General features: G+C 36.8%; 18 protein-coding genes and 1 tRNA gene. 3 read left to right on the top strand and 16 right to left on the bottom strand.

Annotated elements, in window-relative coordinates; all coding sequences use genetic code 11:
• Positions 1-4 precede the first annotated feature (4 nt).
• From LE179_RS01160 to LE179_RS01140, 5 genes are all read right to left on the bottom strand, one after another.
• Positions 5-77: transfer RNA gene (locus LE179_RS01160), tRNA-Lys, on the bottom strand.
• 930 nt (positions 78-1,007) lie between these two features.
• A complete protein-coding gene (gene hydG, locus LE179_RS01155; protein ID WP_374128542.1) occupies positions 1,008-2,402 on the bottom strand; it encodes a [FeFe] hydrogenase H-cluster radical SAM maturase HydG in 1,395 nt (464 codons plus the stop codon).
• A gap of 44 nt (positions 2,403-2,446) precedes the next feature.
• Positions 2,447-4,186: a threonine--tRNA ligase gene (thrS, locus tag LE179_RS01150; protein WP_374128541.1), complete on the bottom strand. Its 1,740-nt coding sequence runs from the start codon at positions 4,184-4,186 to the stop codon at positions 2,447-2,449.
• A 157-nt stretch (positions 4,187-4,343) separates the two neighbouring features.
• Positions 4,344-6,458 (bottom strand): glycine--tRNA ligase subunit beta, encoded by a 2,115-nt coding sequence (gene glyS / locus LE179_RS01145; RefSeq protein ID WP_374128540.1) that lies wholly within the window; start codon positions 6,456-6,458, stop codon positions 4,344-4,346.
• 61 nt (positions 6,459-6,519) lie between these two features.
• A complete protein-coding gene (locus tag LE179_RS01140; protein ID WP_374128539.1) occupies positions 6,520-7,374 on the bottom strand; it encodes a glycine--tRNA ligase subunit alpha in 855 nt (284 codons plus the stop codon).
• Between the two features lie 102 nt (positions 7,375-7,476).
• On the opposite strand from LE179_RS01140, the gene LE179_RS01135 reads away from it, so the two are divergent.
• Positions 7,477-7,968 carry a cytidine/deoxycytidylate deaminase family protein gene (locus LE179_RS01135; RefSeq protein WP_374128538.1) on the top strand — a complete coding sequence of 164 codons (492 nt, stop codon included), beginning with the start codon at positions 7,477-7,479 and terminating at the stop codon, positions 7,966-7,968.
• A gap of 471 nt (positions 7,969-8,439) precedes the next feature.
• Here the strand turns inward: LE179_RS01135 and LE179_RS01130 are convergent, their stop codons facing one another.
• From LE179_RS01130 to murJ, 3 genes are all read right to left on the bottom strand, one after another.
• Complete coding sequence (locus tag LE179_RS01130; protein ID WP_374128537.1) at positions 8,440-9,081, bottom strand: HAD family hydrolase; 642 nt, start codon at positions 9,079-9,081, stop codon at positions 8,440-8,442.
• 1,486 nt (positions 9,082-10,567) lie between these two features.
• A complete protein-coding gene (locus LE179_RS01125) occupies positions 10,568-10,843 on the bottom strand; it encodes a hypothetical protein (protein ID WP_374128536.1) in 276 nt (91 codons plus the stop codon).
• Between the two features lie 275 nt (positions 10,844-11,118).
• On the bottom strand, positions 11,119-12,663 hold the full coding sequence (gene murJ / locus LE179_RS01120; protein WP_374128535.1) for a murein biosynthesis integral membrane protein MurJ: 1,545 nt from the start codon (positions 12,661-12,663) through the stop codon (positions 11,119-11,121).
• A gap of 1,244 nt (positions 12,664-13,907) precedes the next feature.
• On the opposite strand from murJ, the gene LE179_RS01115 reads away from it, so the two are divergent.
• Together LE179_RS01115 and mnmA are read left to right on the top strand one after the other, a co-directional pair.
• Complete coding sequence (locus LE179_RS01115) at positions 13,908-14,114, top strand: hypothetical protein (protein WP_374128534.1); 207 nt, start codon at positions 13,908-13,910, stop codon at positions 14,112-14,114.
• Positions 14,115-14,832: 718 nt separating this feature from the next.
• Positions 14,833-15,903 (top strand): tRNA 2-thiouridine(34) synthase MnmA, encoded by a 1,071-nt coding sequence (gene mnmA, locus LE179_RS01110; protein ID WP_374128533.1) that lies wholly within the window; start codon positions 14,833-14,835, stop codon positions 15,901-15,903.
• Between the two features lie 408 nt (positions 15,904-16,311).
• Here mnmA and LE179_RS01105 read toward each other — a convergent pair whose 3' ends face one another.
• The 8 genes from LE179_RS01105 to LE179_RS01070 all read right to left on the bottom strand — a co-directional run bounded on the left by LE179_RS01105 (position 16,312) and on the right by LE179_RS01070 (position 23,221).
• On the bottom strand, positions 16,312-16,530 hold the full coding sequence (locus tag LE179_RS01105) for a hypothetical protein (protein WP_374128532.1): 219 nt from the start codon (positions 16,528-16,530) through the stop codon (positions 16,312-16,314).
• A 43-nt stretch (positions 16,531-16,573) separates the two neighbouring features.
• A complete protein-coding gene (locus tag LE179_RS01100; RefSeq protein WP_374128531.1) occupies positions 16,574-16,918 on the bottom strand; it encodes a P-II family nitrogen regulator in 345 nt (114 codons plus the stop codon).
• A gap of 100 nt (positions 16,919-17,018) precedes the next feature.
• Positions 17,019-18,245: an ammonium transporter gene (locus tag LE179_RS01095; RefSeq protein WP_374128575.1), complete on the bottom strand. Its 1,227-nt coding sequence runs from the start codon at positions 18,243-18,245 to the stop codon at positions 17,019-17,021.
• A gap of 179 nt (positions 18,246-18,424) precedes the next feature.
• Positions 18,425-19,096 carry a DNA repair protein RecO gene (gene recO, locus LE179_RS01090; RefSeq protein WP_374128530.1) on the bottom strand — a complete coding sequence of 224 codons (672 nt, stop codon included), beginning with the start codon at positions 19,094-19,096 and terminating at the stop codon, positions 18,425-18,427.
• 6 nt (positions 19,097-19,102) lie between these two features.
• Entirely contained in the window at positions 19,103-20,362 is a 1,260-nt protein-coding gene (locus LE179_RS01085; RefSeq protein WP_374128529.1) for a hemolysin family protein, read from the bottom strand.
• A complete protein-coding gene (locus LE179_RS01080) occupies positions 20,359-21,360 on the bottom strand; it encodes a hemolysin family protein (protein ID WP_374128528.1) in 1,002 nt (333 codons plus the stop codon). The genes LE179_RS01085 and LE179_RS01080 overlap by 4 nt, the downstream gene beginning before the upstream one ends.
• Positions 21,339-21,764 carry an rRNA maturation RNase YbeY gene (ybeY, locus tag LE179_RS01075; protein WP_374128527.1) on the bottom strand — a complete coding sequence of 142 codons (426 nt, stop codon included), beginning with the start codon at positions 21,762-21,764 and terminating at the stop codon, positions 21,339-21,341. The genes LE179_RS01080 and ybeY overlap by 22 nt, the downstream gene beginning before the upstream one ends.
• A complete protein-coding gene (locus tag LE179_RS01070) occupies positions 21,761-23,221 on the bottom strand; it encodes an HD family phosphohydrolase (protein WP_374128526.1) in 1,461 nt (486 codons plus the stop codon). Before LE179_RS01070 ends, ybeY begins: the two co-directional genes overlap by 4 nt.
• Between the last annotated feature and the right edge of the window lie 149 nt (positions 23,222-23,370).

The following is a 23,370-nucleotide window of genomic DNA, read 5'->3' as shown; positions in this document are numbered from 1 at the left end:
AATATGCGCTGCATAGGAGTTGAACCTATAATCTAACGATTAAGAGTCGTTTGCTCTACCAATTGAGCTAGCAGCGCATCATAAGTAAAACACAAGCTAGAGCTACGCTTTAAAAAAGGATTTTAACAAACTATAATTGAAAAATCAATTATAATAACGAGCTGTGTTTGTGTAAAAAGACACCAAAAATATAACACTTTAACTCAGCTCTTTACAAATTTAACTCTTTTAATCCTATTTTAATTTTTTCTTCTTTATTATATATTGAGCTATTCAAAAAAAGTTCTTTATAAATAAGAGAATTTTTAAATTTATGGTTTTTAATAGGACAAAGCCAACGTCTGGAAGCATAAATCCGCGTGAATTACAACGGAACTTTTTAGAAAGAGGTTTTGATGAAATGTATTAATCCTGTTTCAATTTTTAGTAAGAAATACAATAAATACCAACTTTTTGGTTGCGGTAAGTGCCTTTGTTGCCGAATGCAACGCAGTTCCGAGCGGTTGTTGCAAATATAGCGTGAGAGCAGACTTCACAGGAATAATTTGTCCATAATGCTGACTTACAAAAACGATTGTCTGCCGAAACGGAACAGTCTTCGCAAATCTGACGCACAGAACTTTTTTAATCGTTATAAATAATATGTTAAACCATGCAAACACTTATATTATTTGCATGGTGAATATGGCGCACTTTGCATGGCAGCCCTCATTATCGTATTGCTCTTTTTAATGCTTTTACTTATGATTTACCTAAAGCTGTGATTATCATTCGGTGATTGTCAAATCCTAAGTTTCTTCTTATATCTTCCTTTTTTAATGCGTTTATTCAAATCTATACAAACAATATTATGGCGTTAACAAATAGAGCTAAATCTTTTTCCATCGCTGTTCTGGGACGACTCAAATAAACTGAAAACACATATGTAACCTGTTATAAACGCGCGGTTAGAAAAACGCCGTTGACACTATAATTCTACACGGCATAATAAATAGGAATTCGCCAGACTAAATGTACTCGTCACGTATGCCGTTATCTACGTTCTTGAAAAACGTCTCCAGCGCATTAAGTCCCGCTCCGTCAAGCTTTGTTTTACACTCTTCAATAAGCTTATATCCTAATTCTTTTATTTCGGGTTCTGCAAAATCTTCAAGATATTCTTTTAAAGTAACCAAAGCGTTTATATCGCACATATGTTTTATTTTGCCGGGTTTTGCCAAATCCATGAAATGTTCGCCCGTTCTATTTTTACGATAACACGCGGCGCAAAAACTAGGTATAAATCCCTGCAGGAGCAACGATTTCACTATCTCGTCAAGAGTACGCTGATCGTTTAGACTGAACTGTCTTTCAAGTTTATTGTTATGAGGAGTTACTACCGAATCGTCTTCATATCCGCCGGGAGTAACCCTTGATTCCGCGCTTATCTGAGAAACACCCAGATTTACAAGAACGTCCCTTAGGTTTGCAGTTTCTCTAGTTGACATTATTATTCCGGTGTAAGGAACAGAAAGTCTTAAAACAGCTACTAATTTTTTAAATTCTTCATCTGTAAGCGGATATTCCGGGTTTGAAGCGTACGCAGATCCCGGCGCCGGCTCAATACGTGGAACTGAAATAGTGTGAGGTCCTACGCCGTAAGTTTTTTCAAGATATTCCACATGCATAAGCATCGCAAGAATCTCAAAACGGTGATCGTAAAGACCCAACAGCGGTCCTATTCCAACATCGTCGATCTCTGCTTTAAACGCATTATCCACTGCGTCCAGACGATTGTCAGGGTCAGATTTTGCACCCGCAATATGAAGTTTCTTGTAAGTTTCTTCGTGATAAGTTTCCTGAAATATCTGATATGTGCCTATACCAGCTTCCTTTAATCTTTTAAAATCGTCGGTACTCATCGGAGCGACATTTATGTTTACTCTTTTTATTTTATTTCCTTTGTAATCCGCACTGTAAATCGCTTTAACTGCACCGACGTAATAATCCGTATTTTCTTTTGAAGAGGACATTTCTCCCGCAACCATCAAAATGCGTTTATGACCTCTCTTGAGAAGTATTTCTGTCTGTTCTTTTATTTCCTGAAACGTAAGCTTTTTTCTAACGGTAAGTTTATTGTTTGACGCAAAACCGCAATAAAGGCAACTATTTGCGCAAACATTGCTTATATAGAGAGGCACAAACATTACAACACGTTTGCCGTATATGGTATTTTTCACATAGGAGGCGGCGTCGTAGATTTTTTTAAGAAGCGCAGAATCGGTTACAGACAAAAGCTTTGCAGACTCTTCCAAAGTAAGTTTTTTCAACTGTCTTGTCTTTTCTAAAACACTGTCAATTTCTTTTTCGGACGCTTCTATCTCAAGAAAAGAATTTACTCTTGCTTCATCCACGTGTTTCACTTCATCCACCTACCTTATATTTACGACATTTATGTGAAAAACGACTATAAATCGTTCACTCCATAGGCACTTTTTTCTTTTATAAGAGAAATAAAATTATCAATTGCCATAACTCCCAAATCTCTATTGCCTCTTGCTCTTACGGAAACCGCGCCCGCAGCTTTTTCTTTATTTCCCACAACCGCCACATAGGGAATCTTCTGCATTACATTTTCTCTTATTTTATGCCCGATCTTTTCATTTCTGCCGTCAAAAATAACTCTCACATCGTTCTTTTTCAACTCTTTCAACAATTTTATGCAGAACTCATGCTGTTCCGTATTGATATTTATCAACGCGACCTGAACAGGAGAAAGCCAAACAGGAAGAGCGCCTGCATAATGTTCTAAAAGAACGCCTATAAATCTCTCTAAAGATCCTAACAGCGCTCTGTGAATCATATAAGGTCTTGCTTTTTTGCCCGATGAATCAATATAAAAAATATCAAATCTTTCAGGAAGGTTGAAATCAAATTGTATTGTTGAACATTGCCAGAGTCTTCCTAAAGCGTCTTTTATCTTAATGTCGATTTTCGGACCGTAAAAAGCTCCGCCACCTTCGTCAACTTCATAGTCGTATCTCGTTTTTTTCAAAGCGTTCTCGATAGAATTTTGCGCTTTTTCCCAATCTTCTATTTCGCCCACATATTTTTTTTCAGGTCTTGTGGCAAGATATATTTTATATTCACTAAATCCAAAATCTTTAAGACAGTTTATCGCCATGCTAAAAACTTTGAGCATTTCCTCTTCAAGCTGTTCCGGAGTAACGATAACATGCCCGTCGTCCTGAGTAAATCCCCTGACTCTTAATAGTCCGTGTAAAACGCCAGATTTTTCAAATCTGTAAACCGTGCCAAGCTCTGCATATCTCACCGGGAGTTCTCTATAAGAATGAAGTTTTGTTTTATATATCATTAAGTGCATAGGACAGTTCATAGGTTTTACTCGGTACGGTTTTCCCTCTATTTCCATAGGCGCATACATATTTTCAGAATAAGTCTGCAAATGACCGCTTATTCTAAAAAGCTCCTCGCTTGCAATATGCGGCGTAAATAGAATATCGTAACCGTTGTCAATATGGAACTTTTTAAAATAACTCTCAATAGTATCTCTCAAAAGCGCGCCTTTCGGATGCCATAGAACCAAACCGCCACCGACAGCCTCGTTGACGCTGAACAAATCCAAATCTTTTCCAAGCTTTCTATGATCCCTTTTTTGAGCTTCTTCAATTTTAGCCAGATAACCGTCAACATCTTCTTTTGTAAAGAACGCCGTTCCATAAATTCTCTGGAGCTGTTCCCTCGAAGAATCGCCTCTCCAATAAGCGCCTGCAACGGAAAGAAGCTTGAAATATTTGAGTTTTCCGGTTGAACTTATATGAGGACCTTTGCACAAATCCGTAAAATTTCCTGACTTGTACACACTTACTTCGTCGCCATCTATTTGAGAAGCTATTTCGGCTTTATATTTCTCGCCTTTTTCCCGAAAATCTTTAACGGCTCGGTCCTTAGGCACAGAAGAATGTATAAAAGGATGGTCCTCTTTTATTATTTCTCCCATTTTTTCTTCAATTTTTGTCAAATCATCGAGAGTAAAAGATTCTACCCTGTCAAAATCGTAATAAAATCCGTCTTCTATAAACGGACCTATCGCGACTTTTGTTCCGGGAAAAAGCTCTGTGACGGCTGCTGCCATTATATGCGCCGCAGAATGTCTTAAAATATCCAATGATTTTTGTTCTTTCATTTGTCTATTATACAATTTTTTTATGTGCAAATAAGTCCCAAACCTTTCTTTTCCCTCTATGTTTGTATTTTTATTTCAAATATAATTTTATTTTCTACTTCCGCCATTCTTTATTTATTTTAAGAAAAACGCCGACAGAAAATGGCAACTTGACAATTCAATACCGCAGAACCGAAAAATCTATAAATTGCTCAAATATATTTTTTATATAATTTAAAAGAGAAATTCTGTTTAATTTTACAGCTTCATTTTCTGTCATCACCATAACTTCTTCAAAAAAAGCGTCAATCGACGGCTTTATCTCCGATACTTTATCAAAAACTTCATTATATCCGCTTTCCGACACGTAATTCTCAACTTCTGTTTTTACTTTTTTAGCAACGGCGTAAAGCGCCGTTTCGGCAGTTTCAACAAGCAAATCCTCGTTTACTGCTCCGAGAACGCTGATTTTTTGCTTTTCCGCTTGATTTACAATGTTATTTATTCTCTTAAATACAGCCGCAATAGACAAAAAATCCCCTCTTTGTCTAGCGCTACGTAAAGCATCAAGCTTAGGTCGCAAAGAACCCAATGTTTCCAATTTATTAGCCGCCGAGGCATTCGCAACAGCTTTTATTTCATCAGAATTATATCCTTCCGTCTCAAAAAAATTTTCTATTCTCTGTCGAAAGAATTTGAGAAGTCTCTCGTAAGCATCTTTTGATTTCGGATGATTTTTCACATTCTCAGGCAAAAATTCAAAAACTTTTTCAACAGCGCCCGTTAAATCGCATTTAGGCAGTTCTTTCATCGCCACTTTTATAAAACCTGTCCCGGCTCTTTTTATCCCGTAAGGATCCGCAGACCCTGACGGCTCAAGCCCTATTGAAAAAAACGCCACTAAGGTATCTATTTTATCAGACAAGGATATCAAAGACGACACCGGACACGACGGAAGTCTTCCCAAAGCGCTTAACGGCCAGTAATGCTGCTCCATTGACGCGGCAACATCTATGCTTTCGCCCAACTTAAGAGCATAAATTCTTCCCATCACGCCTTGAAGCTCTGGATACTCAAAAACCATTTCGCTTACCAAATCGGCTTTTGAAAACATCGCCGCTCTTTCAAGAGCGCCGCTGTCAATTCTCATATTGAATTCTTCGTTAAAAAGCGCCGCTATTTGTTTAACGCGTCCTACTTTTTCATAAACCGTTCCGATTTCCTTATGGAAAACGACACCTTTTAATTTTTCTATATTTGCGCCAAGCCCTTTTTTCAAATCGTTGCGGTAAAAAAACTCAGCGTCGGCAAGTCTTGCAGCAACAACTCTTTCATATCCCTCTCTCGCAATTTCCAGATATTTTGCAACGCCGTTTTTAACGCCGATAAAATAATTCGAAAAATTGCCGTTTTTATCGTTTACCGCAAAACATTTTTGGCTTTTTTTCATGCACACAGTAAGAACTTCTTCCGGTAAATCGAGATATTTTCCGCCAAAAGCACAAAGTATTGCCGAAGGATACTCAACCAGATAATTCACATTGTCAACAAGTTCTTCGTCAAGTATCGCGCTGCCGATATTTTCAGCGACCGATTTTATAGATTTTTTTATTTCTTCGCGTCTTTCTCTCTGGTTGACAATCACAGATTTATCCTTCATTGTCAAAAGATAATTTTCAGGCAAATCTATTTTTATTTTACCATCATCACATGTATGAAGCCCCGTAGTCCAATTTGAAGAATCAACATCCGCAATTTTAAATTTAATTACCTCTTTCCCGTAAAGCGCGATTATATTTCTTATGGGCCTTGCGAATTTAAAACCGCTTTCCTCCCATATCATTGTCTTAGGGAAAGATATATTCTTTATTATCTCAGGAAAAATTACAGCCAAAAGCTTTCCTGTTTTTTCGCCTTTAGTTTTTTTAGTAAAAAAAAGATACTCGCCTTTTTCTGTCGTCTTTACGGAAAGTTTTTCTGGAATTAAGCCGTTTTTTGAAGCAAAACCCACAGCCGCTTGCGTATATCCGCCATGAGCATCTTTTGCCACTTTCAAAGATGGTCCTAAAATCTCTTCAGTTTTACCATCACTTTCTGGAGAAAGATTCTTCACCATAAGCACAAGTCTTCTAGGCGTGGCGTAAGTTTTAAGCGCGCCGTATCTCAACATTGAAGAATTAAAGGCTTTCAACGCATAATCTTCCATCTGTTTCAAAGCCGGTTCAATATATGAAGACGGAATTTCTTCCGCGCCTATTTCTAGCAAAGCGTTTTTTATATCCTCAACAACCATTTTCCGCTCCGTATTTATCTAAAATAAAAATTTCTTTTAGGCTTCTCGTACTACTTACAAGTTATTTTTTAAATATCGCTTCGGAATTCAAATACTCTTTAGCGACAATTCCTGTTATTGTGCGCACCCTTAAAATATAACCAACTCTTTCAGAAACTGAAATGGCGCCTCTTGCGTCAAGCAAGTTAAACAAGTGCGAACATTTAACAACAGCATCATAAGCAGGAATCGGAAAATGCATTTGGACAAGTCTTTCAGCCTCTTTTTCCCATTCGTCAAAATGTCTCTTTAACATACCGACACCTGCTGTTTCAAAATTATAAAAAGACCACTGCTTTTCATCTTCAAGATGAACATCGCCGTAAGTCACTTTGTCGTTCCACTGCAAATCGTAAACACTGTTTTTCTTTTGAACATACATCGCAAGTCTTTCAGTTCCATACGTAATTTCAACGGAAATCGGATTTAAATCGATGCCGCCAACCTGCTGGAAATACGTAAACTGCGTCGCTTCCATACCGTCAATCCATACTTCCCAACCAAGTCCCCACGCGCCGAGCGTTGGAGATTCCCAGTCGTCTTCAACAAATCTTACATCGTGTTTTTTCGGATCAAGTCCCACAGCTTTTAAACTTTCCAAATAAATTCGCTGTATATTTTTGGGAGCAGGTTTCATAATAACTTGAAACTGGTAATAATGCTGGAGCCTGTTAGGATTTTCTCCGTATCTTCCATCGGCAGGTCTTCTGGAAGGCTCGATATAAGCTGCATTCCAAGGCTGCGGACCAAGAGAACGCAGGAACGTAGCGGGGTTAAATGTTCCCGCCCCTTTTTCCAAGTCGTAAGGCTGCCATATAAGACATCCTTTTTCCGCCCAGAACTTTTGCAAAATCATAATAATTTCCTGAAAATTCATATAATCTCCCGATTTTTACGCAATTATTATAGATGAGTATTTTAGCAAAAAAAACATATTTGACCCTAGCATTATTTTTTTAGTTTAATATTTGACACAAAAATGGAAAAAACTACAACGCACAGTCGTCCGTCTTGGGACGAATACTTTATGAAGCTCGCATGGCTTGTCTCCGAAAGATCAACGTGCATACGACATCACGTCGGGACAGTCATCGTAAGAGATAAAAGAATTTTAACGACAGGCTATAACGGAGCTGCCACAGGAACGCTGGATTGCATGTCTCTGGGCTGCTTAAGAAACACGCTCAATATCCCTTCCGGACAAAGACACGAAATATGCAGAGCGATTCACGCCGAACAAAATGCAATTATACAGGGCGGGTATCACGGCGTAAACATCAAAGGTTCAACGCTTTACTGCACACATTCTCCGTGCGTATTATGTGCCAAAATGACAGTAAATGCAGGCATCAAAAGAGTTGTCACGGATATTGAATATCCCGACAATACCTTTAAAGAACTCTTCTCAGAGACAAGAATAGAGTTTTCCACGTTGAAACTTGACAATTTCTCTATACGCCGGCTTTTATAACCGGCTTTAGATAAACTATCAGCATATTGAGAGTTTTAAGGTAAAAGCGGATTTCCTCAAACTCACGCAACTCTTAAAATCCAAGTTTCGCCAAAAATTCACAAATTGTTCGGATTTTCATAAATGCGCTGCAAGCAGTATAAACTTATATTTCGGATATACAAAGCGACTCTATATTAATTTTTTGCATTTTAAACCTGCAGATGATTTTTATAAACCGGAGGAAGCCTGCAGTTTTAACAAACGGCAAAGATTTTAAAACCCCACAGAACAGATGAATTTTCGGCAACTCAATTCCAATAAGCAGCAGATATTTTAAAAGGCGGATTTGAAACAGTTTTTACTGACAAAAAGAACTGTTAAAAAACTCAAATTCAAGGCAGACAAAAGCAACGCCGCCACATAAAAACGCCTCTATAATGAAGCTGTTTCGTTTTTACGCCAAAGGCAGCGTTATTTGTCGTAAGACAACTATAGAACTATATCAATTATATCTTTAGGAGTTTTAACCGTAAAGTCAGGATTATACCGCCTTATTTGCTCTATGTCGGAGTAGCCGTATAGCACAGCTATTGACATTACCCCCGCGGCTCTAGCGGCTAAAAAATCGTTTGCGCTGTCGCCTATCATAACAGTTTTTGAAATATCGGAATTTGTAAGGCTTATTAAATCCGCAATCGGTTTAGGATCAGGTTTTTTCGCCCCTGCGCTGTCCCCGCCCCATACTTTAACAAAATAATCAGAAATTCCCAGCTTTTTTACAATCTTGCGAGAAAAATTTTCATCTTTATTGGACAAAATCGCTTTCTTTTTATTTTTTAAAGTTTCGAGTACTTCTCCAACACCGTCATACATAATAGTAGTGTCGGTCAAACACTGTCCGTAATAAAATTTAAATTTCTCAAGAATTTCCAATCTGTCCATTCCTTTTTTTTCAGGAATAACTCTGTCCATAAGCGTGCTAGCACCACTGCCAAGGCAAGAACATACCTGTTCTACACGAAGACAATCAAAACCGTAATCTTTCCTAACCGAATTAACTGCCGACGCTATATCTCTTTGAGAATCAATAAGCGTTCCGTCTAAATCAAAAATTAAAAAACTAAAACTCATATTTTAAACCACCTTTACCATTCTAGGTATACACTTAGCAAATTATGAGCCTATCTCGTTTCTTTACCAAAATTTTAAAAACAACACCTTATTAAACTCTTCTATCTTTGTCAAAAAAAAACGACATTATTCTTAAAATTAAAGCCAAAAGCGCAACAGATATTCTCCAATCTTTCGAGACATCGTTCGTCGCTTTGCTTTGCAATGATTACTCTCCCAATCATTATCAGCTTTTGCCCGAAATATATCCGCTACTCTCTTTTTTGTTAATAAATCCCTTGAGAGTATGAAAAAAACTTTTTGGCTACACAATTTAAGCTGCAAATATTCATTTCGCGAATTTATATAGCCTCAATCAAGAAATAGACGTACCCAACCAATCTCGCTAAGAACCTATCAATTATAGCTAAAATGATATAATACAAAAACTCGCCGACTCTACGAAACGATAGTTCATTCGTATCTTTAATATCGCTATAAAGAACATTTATACCATAAATAATTTCTCTGTCAATACGATATGAATATGTCCGCGCTTTGGTGCTTTGACGGAAAAGTTACTCATCTATTGCCCTTATCACAAGAACAGACAGCTAAAATTAAAATCAACCCAACGACATAAAATAACTTAACTAATTTTACCGCTTGCTTCCACCGCCAAAACGTCAATTCTCTGTATAGCGGAACACGGGCAATTTTTTATAATAATTAGCAGACATCTTCAAAATCAGCAAGCGAATGAAAAATATTGTCTCGCAAATGAATGCCGGTTAAACGGGACTTGCTTCTGAAAGCAGAATAAATAAGAATAACCGACTTCCTTGCTTTCAGAAATGATATAAAATCAAGTAATGCAAACAAAAAACACAAAATTTGCAGAAAGAATTTAGTTATGCCATTTAAATCTTCAATAAGTTCATTCATTAAAGAATTTATTCATTGTGACATAAGAGAAAAAGGATATTCGCAGTCAGTATGAACCTTCCACGAATCATATTTCGTGATATATTTAGCAATACACGCAAAACCATCATCTTTAAGAATTCAAAATAAGCAAAAATATCCTTAATTTCAACGGAAGAAAATATTTTTTATGTCAGAAGAAGGACTAAAAGGAATAAAACGCAAGAAAAATTCAGTTTGAATCTGAGTGGCTTGCGAATTATTCTTCATCAAAATAGCAAAATCAGAATAGTTTTGATTAAACTGTCATTTATACTTCAAAGTCTTATCAGCGATAACAACAGATCCACGATAAGGATCCTCAAAACGCATTAAAGTAACAACCTTATCAGCAAAAGATTTCTGCTTCTTCTAAGAAAAAGACTTAGCGGCTTTAACGCCGTTGTCTTTAAGTCTGTTTGCCTTGAAAGAAAGACACGGCTTCCCAAAAGAAAAGACAACCAGACTTAACGGATTTGTCTTCGCCGCGACTCTTCCGTTAAGCAGGAGCTACCTGTCCAAACAGGCAACTGCCCATTTAAATCTATAAAAGATTTAAAAGATGTAAGAGGCTTTTTCTCGAGGGAGTTGCTTGCGTTTTGCCAATAGTTGAAAACAGTTCTGGCTGTTGATTGTTATCTTTCTTTGTTGATTGTTCCAATACTTGTTGAGCATTATCCGCCGTTGCTAATTGTTCTGGTATTTTGACAATTTCCCATATAATTTTTATGTTTATGCAGAGATTTCGGAAGACCTTCCGTTCTTTTACATTTTCGACTGATATTGGTTTCTTCCCTTTCTTGCCATATTCCCGCCACACAAGTCTGCATTTTGAAGGTTGTTTAACGCTTTTTCAGCTGTCTTATGCTGGCAAGACTTTGCCCCGCTTATTTCTACGATTAAAAAGCGTCAACGACTGGATGCCGCCGCGGTGTAATCGGTCATTTTCATCGTTTATTTTTGGGATTGAAAAGGCAGGCGTTTTGAGGGCTGTATCGCCTGAAATAAGCATCGCCGAAAGTAAATCCGCCAATACAGGCAACGGAAATTAAGGAACAAAACTGTTGCTTTATCACCTTGAATCCGCCCTTTTTCTTAAGATTTTTTATACTTTGAAAATATTGATAAAAATATTTTTAGCTCTTCTACTTTTAAAATATATGAAACTATAATAAAAGCTATAAATCCAGAAATTATTGCAATAGGAACCGCAATGATTAAGTTGTCTGAAATCCTGCACATATTCCAAGACGTTATACCCGTTACAGTAGCCGCAAGCAAAGACTTTGAAGATGAAAACAATATTTGTTTAAGACCTAGCTCACCTATGCGTTTTTTTAGATAAATAACAAGCAAAATAAAATTAAAATAAGATGATACTGCTGTCGCCAGAGCAAGTCCTTTAACCCCCATTGGATGTATCAATATAACGCATAGCCCAATGTGTAAAATCATAGCTCCTACAGCTATTTTAACAGGCATTTTTGTGTCTTGAAGCGAATAAAAAACATTTGCAAAAATTTTTGATAGAGCATAAGCGGGAAGACCTAGAGAATAATAAAATAACGCATTGTTTGTCATAATTGACCCTGAAAGATTAAACTTGCCATGCTCAAATAAAAGTTTTACTATAGGAAGCCCTATAACCATAAGTCCGACCGTTGCGGGAAGAAGAGTAAAAACAGTAAGACGTATAGAGTAATTTAGAGAGCTTTTGAGCATTGTCATATCTTTTTGAGCAAAAAATTTTGACATTGCAGGAAGCGAAGCATTGGCAAAAGCAAATCCAAAAATTGCAAGAGGTGCTTGCATAATTCTGTTAGAATAATAAAGTACCGACACCGAGCCTGCGCCTAAAGAAGAGGCAAACCTGCTGTCAACTAAAGCATTTATTTGCTCCACAGATAAACCTATAATTGACGGCAGCATGAGAAAAACAATTTTTTTTACGCCCGGATGTTTTAAATCAAGTTTAAATTTTAAATGCCATCCCAAACTTCTAAGTTTAGGGTACTGCACAAAAAAATGCAGCATCCCCCCTATAACAACACTTGCAGCAAGTCCTTTAATTTGATTGCTCGGAACGAGCATGGGAGCAACAGCAAGTATGTAAAAAATTTCAGAAAAACTTAATGCGGCTGGAGCAAAAGCCGGAATAAAGAATGAATGCAAAGTATTTAATATTGCCAATAAAAAAGCAGCAAGACATATAAAAAGAATAAACGGGAACATCAGCCTTGTAAGCTCTGTCGTAAGCAACATCTTTTCTGGGTCATTTACAAATCCGCCCGCCACTATTTTTGTAAGAAACGGCGAAAAAAACATTCCTAAAACAGATATTGTTATCAGTATTATTAAAAGAATCGCAAATACTGCATTCAAGAATTTTTGTACTTCTGTTTTTTTTTGGGTATGCAAGTACTCGCTCAATACGGGTATAAAAGCTGCTGAAAACGCACCTTCACCAAAAATTCGTCTAAACAGATTAGGGATTCTAAAAGCAGCGTAAAAAGTGTCGGCAAACATACCCGTGCCAAATAGGTTAGCAACAAGCGTATCTCTTATATAACCGAGTATTCTTGAAAGAATAGTACCAAAAGCTGTTTTACCGGCATATTTTGATAACGTTTTATTATCCATTGCACACCTTCATAAAAAAACTCCTAACCATACACGCAAAAAAGTTGGCAAATAAATTTTCTTTGCCAACTTTTATATAGTGATATGTTTATCCTAGTTATATTGACACCCGCAATCACTTCTGCATTTTAATTATAGAACTTCTCTTATATCTCGCAGCTGCATTTATCGCTACACTCTCTTCTGCAGCTTGATTCACATCAGTCTTTGAACGCGATTCAAAATATGCAGCGCTACAAGTTCCAAAACACAATTTATCTTTAAATTTAAATAAGGCTTGGGATTGGCGAATAAAGACACAGCATGGCTGCTAAAACTATTTTTTTCGTGTTAAATCCGCGTTTACATTTTTATACTTTAGGCACAACGCGACTTTCTATATAAATAAAGCTACCGACCTCAGCTCTGCATTCTGCGCGTCATTTACTTATTGTCGCTCATTAGAAATTCGCACACGCTTTGCCGATACAGGAATTTCTGTTTATTATATATAACTCATTTATATAATTCAAGTGTGGTTGCGGTATAATTATTATGCTATATATGGTCGCATAAGAGTGCCGGCATGGAACAGAGATTGAGGACGCGACAATCATATAAATGACAAATATTATATTTGGATTTACGCAAGGGCAGGCAACGCCACAAGAGGACATGTGCACCGAGCAGATAATGCGGCGAGGGGCGGCATTTATAAATTAATAGATACATGCCTTAAACAGACTATAGAGATACTAGGACGCAAATTAAGAGCGAATGACTAAACGGAAAACATTACAGGAGAACAGTCTTAGAAACAGGAGTTTAAAAAGAGTAAAGGCGTATAGAAAAATACGCCTCTCCGGATTATATTTAGATAATCATTTAACTTTCTCTTGGCGTAAAAACCCCATCTAAATACTATTCAATAGTCAATCTTTTAACACAGTCTTTTCAAACCAATCAATGTAAAAAATGCAGAAAATTCCGTCATTTTTGCAAATCTTCTCAGACATGGAGGAATACTATATCTAAAGCAGAAAAGAAAGAGACCGAATTATTTGGACACAAATCTTATCGGGCAGGCAAAGAATCAGACAATTTTTTTAAAGAATGTTTCAAGCGTAAAGAGCAAACGTTGATAACAAACTTCAATAACTCCTCGAAACTTGGCGATAGTCTTGAGAGATATTGCGGAGTACAGCTGGAAAACAAAGACGGCATGCTGCGTTTAATAGAAAAGTTAGAAAAAAAATAGAGAAAACATGCCAGAGATTATATTAGCTTTCTGCGGCGGCAAAGGTGACGACGAGACGAAAGAGCTGATAATAACAGAACTGAACGAGCTTAAGATAAAATACTACAAATTATCAGCTGAAGCTATGGCAAAGACAGAGAACGTTTCTGAGGCGGTAAAACAGGATAAACCAGAACTAGAAAGAAAGATTATGACGGTGTGTTCTGTTTGTTGAAACGCTGAAAAATTTTGAATAAGCTGGAAAAAAAGCAGAAATTTCCATAACGGAAACAGGTTTTAAAGAGTCTTGACGAATTGTTGGGCGGCGGAGCGTGTCTAAAGATAATCTGTATGTTATTGATGACAAACCAGCATAGGCAAAACAACTTTTGTTTTAAATATCGCCGCAAGAGAAAGAGCCGTTTTAATGGTTGGCTTGAAAATGAGCTGCGATAGTTTAATGGCGAAAAGTCTGCCCGGAGAAACTTACCTCTGACACAAAGATAAAAAAATATCCATAGGGAAAGCGCCAACGGCATTAGAAATATTACACCTAAGTTTGCTCTTTTGCGTCGCCAGCGTTACTTTACAAGGCGTATTGTTTCATTTATTGCCGCGGAGGAAATTATGCAGACGACAAGACACAGCTTATGCGAAAAATACAAAATTGCAACACTAATACGAAAGAGTTGGAGGACGACCAGAAAAAAATATTTCTTAAGAAATAGGAACAGCCGCAAAACAACGCCAAACCAAAGCTGCGGATCATTTATGAAAATAAAGATAGTTTAGCGGGACAACCGCGAGTGAAATAAGAGTTAGGCGAAGAATTAAGTTGATATAAGGTATGTAATTAAAGTAAGAGCTTGATATGAATTATAAAAAACTTAGTCTGTCCGATATTTTTTTGCTATAAAGAATGTAAAAGCCAGAGACAGAGGTTATCAAAAAAAATGAAAATATTAGTCGGCTTGAGCGGCGGAGTTGATTCTGCAGTTGCCGCTTATCTATTAAAAAAACAAGGTCATGAAGTGACAGGCGCAATGATGTCTATATGGGACGATTCTCTTCCGAAGCCGAAAATAAAAAACGCCGATTCTTGTCTCGGACCAGAAAATGAAGATATTGAAACGGCGCGCAAAATATCTGATTTCCTTAAAATTCCTTTACATATAATAGACTGCCAAAAAGAATACAAAAAAGTTGTTCTTGAAAATTTTAAAAATGAGTATAAAGAAGGGCGCACGCCAAATCCCTGCATACGGTGCAACGCTTATATTAAGTTCGGCATTCTTCCTGCTGCCGCTAAAAGAATCGGTCTTTCTTTTGGCAAATTTGCCACAGGACATTATGCAAGCATAGGATTTGACGATTCTATCAATATGTATCAATTACACAAAGCCGCCGATATAAATAAAGATCAGACTTATTTTTTATATAGACTTACGCAGAAAACTCTTTCAGAAACCATTTTCCCGTTAGGCGCTTACACTAAGGAGCAAGTCAGAAATATTGCGAAAGAAACAGGAATTCCATCAGCCGAAAAACCCGACAGCCAGGATTTTTACTGTGGAGATTATAATAATATTTTACAGTTTTCCGCAAATCCAGGAAATATTGTGGACAAAAACGGCAAAATTTTAGGAAAACACAACGGGATATGGAACTATACGGTGGGAAAACGCAAAGGTCTCGGACTTGCGGGAGGGACGAAATATCCGTTGTACGTTATAAATATTTCGGCTAAACAAAATATTGTGACAGTAGGCACAAAAGAAAATTTATACTCTTTGTCGCTCACAGTTGAAAAGGTATTGTGGAATTCTATTTCCGCCCCGAAAGAACCTATTGAAGCAACCGTAAAAATTCGACAACAACACAAACCTGCAAAAGCACTTATTATTCCGCGGGGAACATTCTCGGCAAAAATTGAATTTACTCAACCGCAAATGTCTGTCACCGCGGGACAAAGCGCGGTGTTTTACAGAAACAATATAGTTTTAGGCGGCGGAATAATACGATAAATACCACAAACACAACTGATTATATATCAAAATTTGTTAAAGACGAGCGAAATCTTGAAGAAAATTAGAATATATGCAACTTTAGGAAAAAAAGAAATGCGGCTTTAGGTTACAGTTATGAAATGTCCGTCTCCGATGAGGCGTTTTTTGTTTATTGATATTAAGGTGGTGCCTTCTGTTTATCATTTGGTCAACTACATCCACCAATGATAGTTAATATCCTTTTTCGTATTATTTTTTGTAATTAAATCTCTTTCAGAAGCTTCTGCCTGACCTGAAACAGCTTATCTCTGTATTCTTGCTTACAGCTAGAGATTAAGTTAACCCTCTTAGCCTCAATCATAAGGATAATTTTTAACTTTCAATTTTAAAAGGTTTCTCATTTTCCTTCTAAGTCTTTCAAATTTTTTACATTTTCCAATTGACATCCGTTTGCTTTCTCCATAAGATTTTTGTATGAATGTCAACTTGGTTAAACTTGCTCCAGCCAATTTGTTTTGACTGATTGTCCATCAGCGGCTTGTTGTCTTTCGCACAATATTCCCGACCTATTAGACTTCCGTCTTGCAATTTACTTAGAGCTTTTTCAAACGGCTGGATAATTTTCCTGCATACATTACTCTGCATAGTTTGATTCTACATTTTTATCATATGATAATTTTACATTTTGTCAATTTATTGCTGACGTTCCAATTTCTTTAGTGCGCACTCTCATAACACTGCGCAAGTTATAGCTGAATATTTTTCCATCGCCGGGAGCGCCGGTATAAGCCGCTTCTTGAATTGCTTTTATTGTTTTCCGTTCCCACTCTTCAGAAGAAACTATAATCTCAATTTTAATTTTTGGAAGCATGGTTATGGCAATTTCAGTTCCTCGCACAAATTCTTTATAGCCTTTTTGTTTCCCGCATCCCATGACTTGCGAAATGGTAACACCTTTTACTTCAACTCTGTCAAGAGCCTCTTTTATATCTTCCAATTTTTCTTCGCGAACTATAGCTTCGATTTTTATCATGAAACTCCTCCTTTATATTTGCTCTTCCCACCTTAATCCGTCCACCCTCAAGATATAAGAGAGCAGAGGAAATGGAAAGCGGCGAGAGAAAGAATTTTTATTAATCCAAACCAGTAAACGACGGATATGCATTTTCACCATGTTCCGACATATCCAAACCTATAAGTTCTTCTTTCTTTTTTACGCGAAGAGGTATGAACATCCTAACGATTCCGGCACATAACAAAGTTCCTGTAATAACTATCACAAAAGTTACAAGTATACCCTCAATCTGTGAAAAGAGCTGTTCAGTCTGACCGAAAATAAGTCCCGGTTTGCCGCCGTTGATTGCGGGATTTACGAAAACGCCAGTCAATATGCCGCCCCATATACCGCCGATACCATGACATCCAAAAGCATCTAAAGCATCGTCAATCTTAAATATCCGTTTAATAAGCACTATCCCAAAATAGCAGACGGGACTTACGGTTATGCCAATAATTAAAGCAGCCCACATATCAACAAAACCTGCTGCGGGAGTGATGCCCACCAAACCCGCTACAATACCGGTGCAAGCACCAATTAAAGTAGCTTTTTTCTGCTTAATTACATCTATGAGCATCCAAGTTAACATAGCAACAGCGGCAGATATAGCCGTCGTCATGAACGCATGAGCTGCAAGTCCGTTTGCCGCTAAAGCGCTTCCTGCGTTAAAACCAAACCAGCCGAACCATAAAAGCGCCACACCTATAAGAACGAAAGGCACATTATGGATACGATATGAAGTCTGAGCGTAACCGACTCTTTTGCCGAGCAAAATTGCGAGAATAAGACCCGTCGTACCCGAACTAATATGCACCACATCTCCACCGGCAAAGTCAAGAGCCCCGATTTCGCCGCCGATAAATCCTCCGCCCCACACCATATGCGCCAGAGGATAATATACGAATATTGACCACAAAGCTATGAAGAAAAACAATGCTTTAAATCTCATTCTACCCGCGACAGACCCCGTTATAATTGCCGGAGTTATAAGAGCAAACATCATTTGGAACGCTACAAAGACAAACGTAGGCAACGATCCAGCGAGGGAATCTTTTGTAATGCCAGAAAGTCCGAAATTCTTAAAAGACCCTATAAAACTTCCTCCTCCTTCTCCAAATGACAGCGAATAACCTATCAGCACATATAAAACAATACCTAGCCCCATAATAAATGCAGAATTCATCATATTATTTACCATATTTTTTCTGCGACCTAAACCTCCGTAAAAAAGAGCGAGACCCGGTGTCATAATAAACACAAAGACAGTGCATATTATCATAAAAGCTGTATCTCCGGCATTAATCATTGCGTTTCCCCCTCATAAAAGCATCTGGAATCTATCAAATTTCTTCCTTTACCTTTATATTTCTTTCTGCTTTTTTACTATTTTTCTGAAACAAAAGATGGTAAAATACCTGAATACGTACGTCAAAATGACGTCAGTTATCCGCATATTGCAGGGAGAAGTATAACAACTTTCTCTTATTTTGTCAATTGAAAATTCCTTTTGCCGATTTTTTGCAGAAAAATGCTTAACGCGGGACGACGTATATAATTTATAAGATAAGTTTCAACACAGTTCCAAGTTTTTTCTTCCTCTATTCCTTCAAGCGCGTCAATATCATCTCCCGAACAGTTTGAAAGTTTTTTTATAGCCTTTTCAATGTCTTTATTCACAAAAGCGCCGCTATTTTTTAAGTAATCCGAAAAAGCATATCCCGAAAGTTTTAAGAAGCGCAAAGTAAACGCCGTAATCGCACGTTTCGGATATTTACAAGTGCCAAGTATTTCCCAGATTCTCGCTATTAAGTCGTACTTTACGGTATTTTTGAGATTAAAAGGAGCGAATTTGTCGCTTATTTCCGCAGTATATAAAGCGTACAAATTTCTATTGAAATTCATTTTTATTTTCGTATTGTTTTCAATTATATTCGCGCCGGTAATTTTAGGTCTTACAGAAGAATGACCACTAAAAACCATAAATTCGCTCTCCGTTAAAGGTTCGGTGGACGAGGAAAGTTTTGCTGCAATTTTTTTTGCGCTAGGAACAACCGCCTGAATTTTTCCCCACTCATAGGAATAAACAGTTATGAGTTTATCATACTCATCTTTTATTTTTGTGTTGAGAACTAGTCCTTTTATTGTGTAGTACACTTTGTTTTATGAACACACCCTTAATGCAATTCTATTCACTTTTTTTAAGTCCGCGTCTCTTATTTCTATAAAACAATTCCGCCAATTTATTTTCTCGCCGGCTTTAGGAATTCTGCCAAACAACTCTAAAATCCAGCCGTTAACAGTATTATAATTCCCTTCGGGTATCTCAATATTTAATTTGCTATTTACATTAGATATCGATTCATAAGCTTGTATAATATACGAATTGCCTTCTAAAGGTATTGCAGTTTTTTCTTTTGAATCATATTCGTCCCAAACTTCTCCAACTATTTCTTCAAGGATATCTTCTATAGATGCTATCCCTATTGTAGAACCGAATTCATCGACGACTATCGCAATATGGTGATGACCCGTTTTGAATTCTTTAAGTATCTTGCTTATTTTTGCGTCTTTTGGAACATAATAAACGGGATATATTAAGTCTTCAAGCACTATAATTTTGGAGTTACGCCAAGCAACAGCAAGATTCTTCGTATATATTATTCCGACAATATTATTTATATTTCCTCTATAAACTGGAACTCTTGAATATTTTGTCTCAATAATACGTTTGATTATTTCTTCTTCTGGCAAATCAAGGTCTGCTGCAAAAATTTCAAAAAGCGGTTTCATTACCTGCGATATTTTTCTTTCAGTAAAATCTATTATGTTGCTTACAAGTTTTCTAGAGTCACCGGGAAGAGGCGAAGTATTTTCATTTGAAAGCAAAAAATCTATTTCATCCGCTTTAATATATTGACTCTCCGACCGCGCGCTAAACAGTTTAATAATTCTGTTTGAAATTCCAAGCAGAAGCCCGATGACAACTTTAAAAACCGCCGCAAATTTTATTACCGCTGGCAATGCTGTCAATGCTATTCTTTCGGAGTTGTACCGCGCCAAAGTTTTCGGTAAAATACTTCCGACTGTCAATGCAAGAATTATTGAAAGAAAAGGGAAAATTATGTTCAAAATATCGGATTTAATTTCATAGTACATGGAAATATCCACGGCAAGAGACGACAAAACGATTCCCATGCCGACAATAGATAAATTTATACCTATAATCATAGCAGTCATCAGCTCCTGCGTATGCGATTCCCAAAGAGTTATATTTTTAGAATATTTTATTTGATTTTCCTTTATTTCGTGCAAACAAGCACTGGGTAAACTCGTAATGGCGGTTTCCGCTCCGTTAAAAAATACCAAAACGAGCAAAAGAAAAACGAACAGAGTAATTTTACCCACAATTAAAATCATCATTTTTCAAGCTCGTATTCGTCAAGAATTTCGCCGACAATTTCTTCCAGTATGTCTTCAAGCGTAACTATTCCGGTTATATTGTTATTTTTGTCTTTTACAAACGCTATATGAGTTTCTCCACTCTGAAATTCTTTTAGTAAACCATCTATTTTTTTATCCTCGCTGACATAATAAGGAGACTTCACAAGAGAACTCATAAAATGGACTTTATTTCCCTGCCATAACATCAAAATATCTTTTATATGCACATAGCCGATAATATTGTCCTTTGATTTCACATACACAGGCACTCTGCTCCTTGAAATCTCAACAGCTCTGTCTAAAAAGTCTTCTTTTTGCAAAGATAAATCCACGGATTCTATATCTTTAAATGGCGTCATTATTCTTCTTACCGACAAATCGCCGAAGCGAAGCGTGCGTTCAAGCATAGTGCTGGTCTCTTTATCTATCTCGCCGCTGTAGTCGCATTCTGATAGCAGACTTTCAACTTCTTCTCTGCTCAATCCATAAGAATTAACATTTGGAGTTTTAGACGACAAAAATTCAGCGAGTTTTTTAATTAGGTATAAAAAAGGCTTGAAAGTTTTTTCCATTCTTGAAAAAACAGGCACTGACATAACCGTAACTTTTTCTGAGTTTACTCTTGCGTAGAATTTAGGTATGAGTTCTCCAAAAATCAAAAGAGTAAAAGACGTTGCAATCCACGTAATCGTTTCTATAACGTATCTGTTAACCGTAGAAAAAACAGAGGTCATAACGAACGCGGATAGAAAACTTGTGAGCATATCGGCGACGACGTTGAGAGTTAAAATAATTGTGAGAAGGTAATGCGGATATTCAAGCCATGACAGCAAGGATTTTGAAAGTTTTGGAGTTTGAACTATAAGTTTTTTTACTCTATACTTTGATAGACTCGTAATTCCTATTTCAAACGCGGAAACCCAAGCCGATAAAAACAAAAGCAGAAATAAAGTAATTAAAGCCAATAAAACAAACATTTGAATATCTTATCCTGTTTAGCAAACATTTTTGCTCTGCTTACGGCATCATAATCCGTATATCCGCAAAGATGAAGCGCTCCGTGGATTACCAGATAGGCAAGTTCCTGCTGCCAAGCGTTAGCGTATTCTTTTGCCTGTTTTTGCGAACGATTTTTTGAAATATAAACGTCGCCCATAAAAAGCTCCGGAACCACCAAAAAAGATATGACATCTGTTATGCGTCTTACTTTTCTATACTTTGTATTGAGTTTTTTTATTTCTTTGTCGTCTACCATTATAAAATTTATTTGATACTTTTCAACTTTTTCCGATTCTAAAACAGTTACAGCAGCTTTTTTAAGTAACGTCTCATACTGTTTTGGGAAATTGGCAAAATTTATAAAATTACAGTTTTTCCTCATTCTTTGTATTCGATTCTTATATGGTAGATGCCTATAATAGTGGAAATTATACTGCTTCTTATAGCTTCTAAATCTTTTAGAGTTATGGGACAATCCGAGAATTGTCCATCAATAAATTTGTTGTTTATTATTTTTTCGACGGTATCTTTTATTCTCGTGGCAGTCGGTTCTTCGATACAACGGCAGGCGGCTTCGGAAGAATCGGCTATCATTACTATCGCGGCAACTTTTGTAGCAGGTTTTGGTCCCGGATATCTAAAATTTTCTATATCAATATTAGGACTTTCTTCTAAAGCCCTGTGATAAAAAGTATGTATAGAAGTTGTTCCGTGATGCTGTCCGATAATATTAATAATTTCGCTGTCAACATTATATTGTTTCGCCAAAGTAACACCGTCTTTGACGTGCGAAACTAAAATCAAATTTGACATTGTCGGAGATAATCCGTCATGCGGATTATTATCGGAAACCTGATTTTCTATGAAATACTGCGGATTTTTGAGTTTTCCTATATCGTGATAATAAGCACCTACTCTTGCAAGAAGAGAATTATCATTTATAACATTAGCGGCCTGTTCTGCAATGTCTGCTGCCATAACCGAATGATGATATGTGCCGGGAGCTTCAAGTATAAGCCTTTTAAGCAAAGGATTGTTGAAGTCCGAAAGTTCAAGTAATTTAATATTCGTCGTTCTGGAAAACAGTTTTTCAAACAAAGGCATAAAAACGAGAATAATAATAATTACAAATGCGCCGTTCAGCGCCCCGTAAAAAAGATTGTGTTTAAATTCTGTAACATTATAACTGCCGAAAAAATAAAACATTATTATTATTATCGCATGTACAGCGGCAGTTTTAATACCCGTGTTTATAAAATCCGCTCTGCTGCGTATGCTTTGCGCGCCCGCCACAGCTACAACGCTGCCGCAAAGCATAACAATAAAAATGTCAAATCTCATAAAATTCAAAAAAGCTACGAACGAACTTAAAGAAACAGCGTACAGAATTCCGAATCGCGGTGATAAAAGCATTGCCGACATGAGAGCAAACGCAGACGCTGGAGACACAAAAGCTGAGATGTATTCTCTCGAAATCTGAAACATTAATACCGCAATTATAAAAAGCAGACACATTAAAACAACCGCATCGTTATCTTTTAACATCATCTTCTCTTTACTTCGAGCATAGAGAATAAAGAAAGCCGCGCTAGCCGCTATAAGAATAACAGCTCCAAGCATTGTTTTATAGTTTACTGCAAGACCTGTAACAAACATGCAATAGATGGCAGTAACGGTAAAAATCAGCGAAATAAAGGTAGGTATTTTAATTTCTTTTGAGAGTAAATTTTTAGGTTCCCTTACAACGGGGCTTTTAGGTCGCTCCGTTCTAAGTTTTCTCACAAATTTTATAAGGACAAATGTTATCCAAAACTTCAATTTTTCAAACGGATTATTCATTTTTGTATTTTTTTCTGCAGCTGCCTCTTTTCTATCGTCATTATAAAAAGCGAAACAATAAAGCTATGAAACTTAAAAAATATATAAAACATGATATATTAGCGCCAAAACATTTTGTTGTAATAAACAAACTTTCTGATTTTATTTTT

Origin of the sequence: Candidatus Endomicrobiellum agilis, from assembly GCF_020328115.1 — a bacterium.
GTDB lineage: Bacteria > Elusimicrobiota > Endomicrobiia > Endomicrobiales > Endomicrobiaceae > Endomicrobiellum > Endomicrobiellum agilis.
Note: the sequence above shows the minus strand (reverse complement) of the source record. Positions and strands in the feature narration are given on the sequence as shown.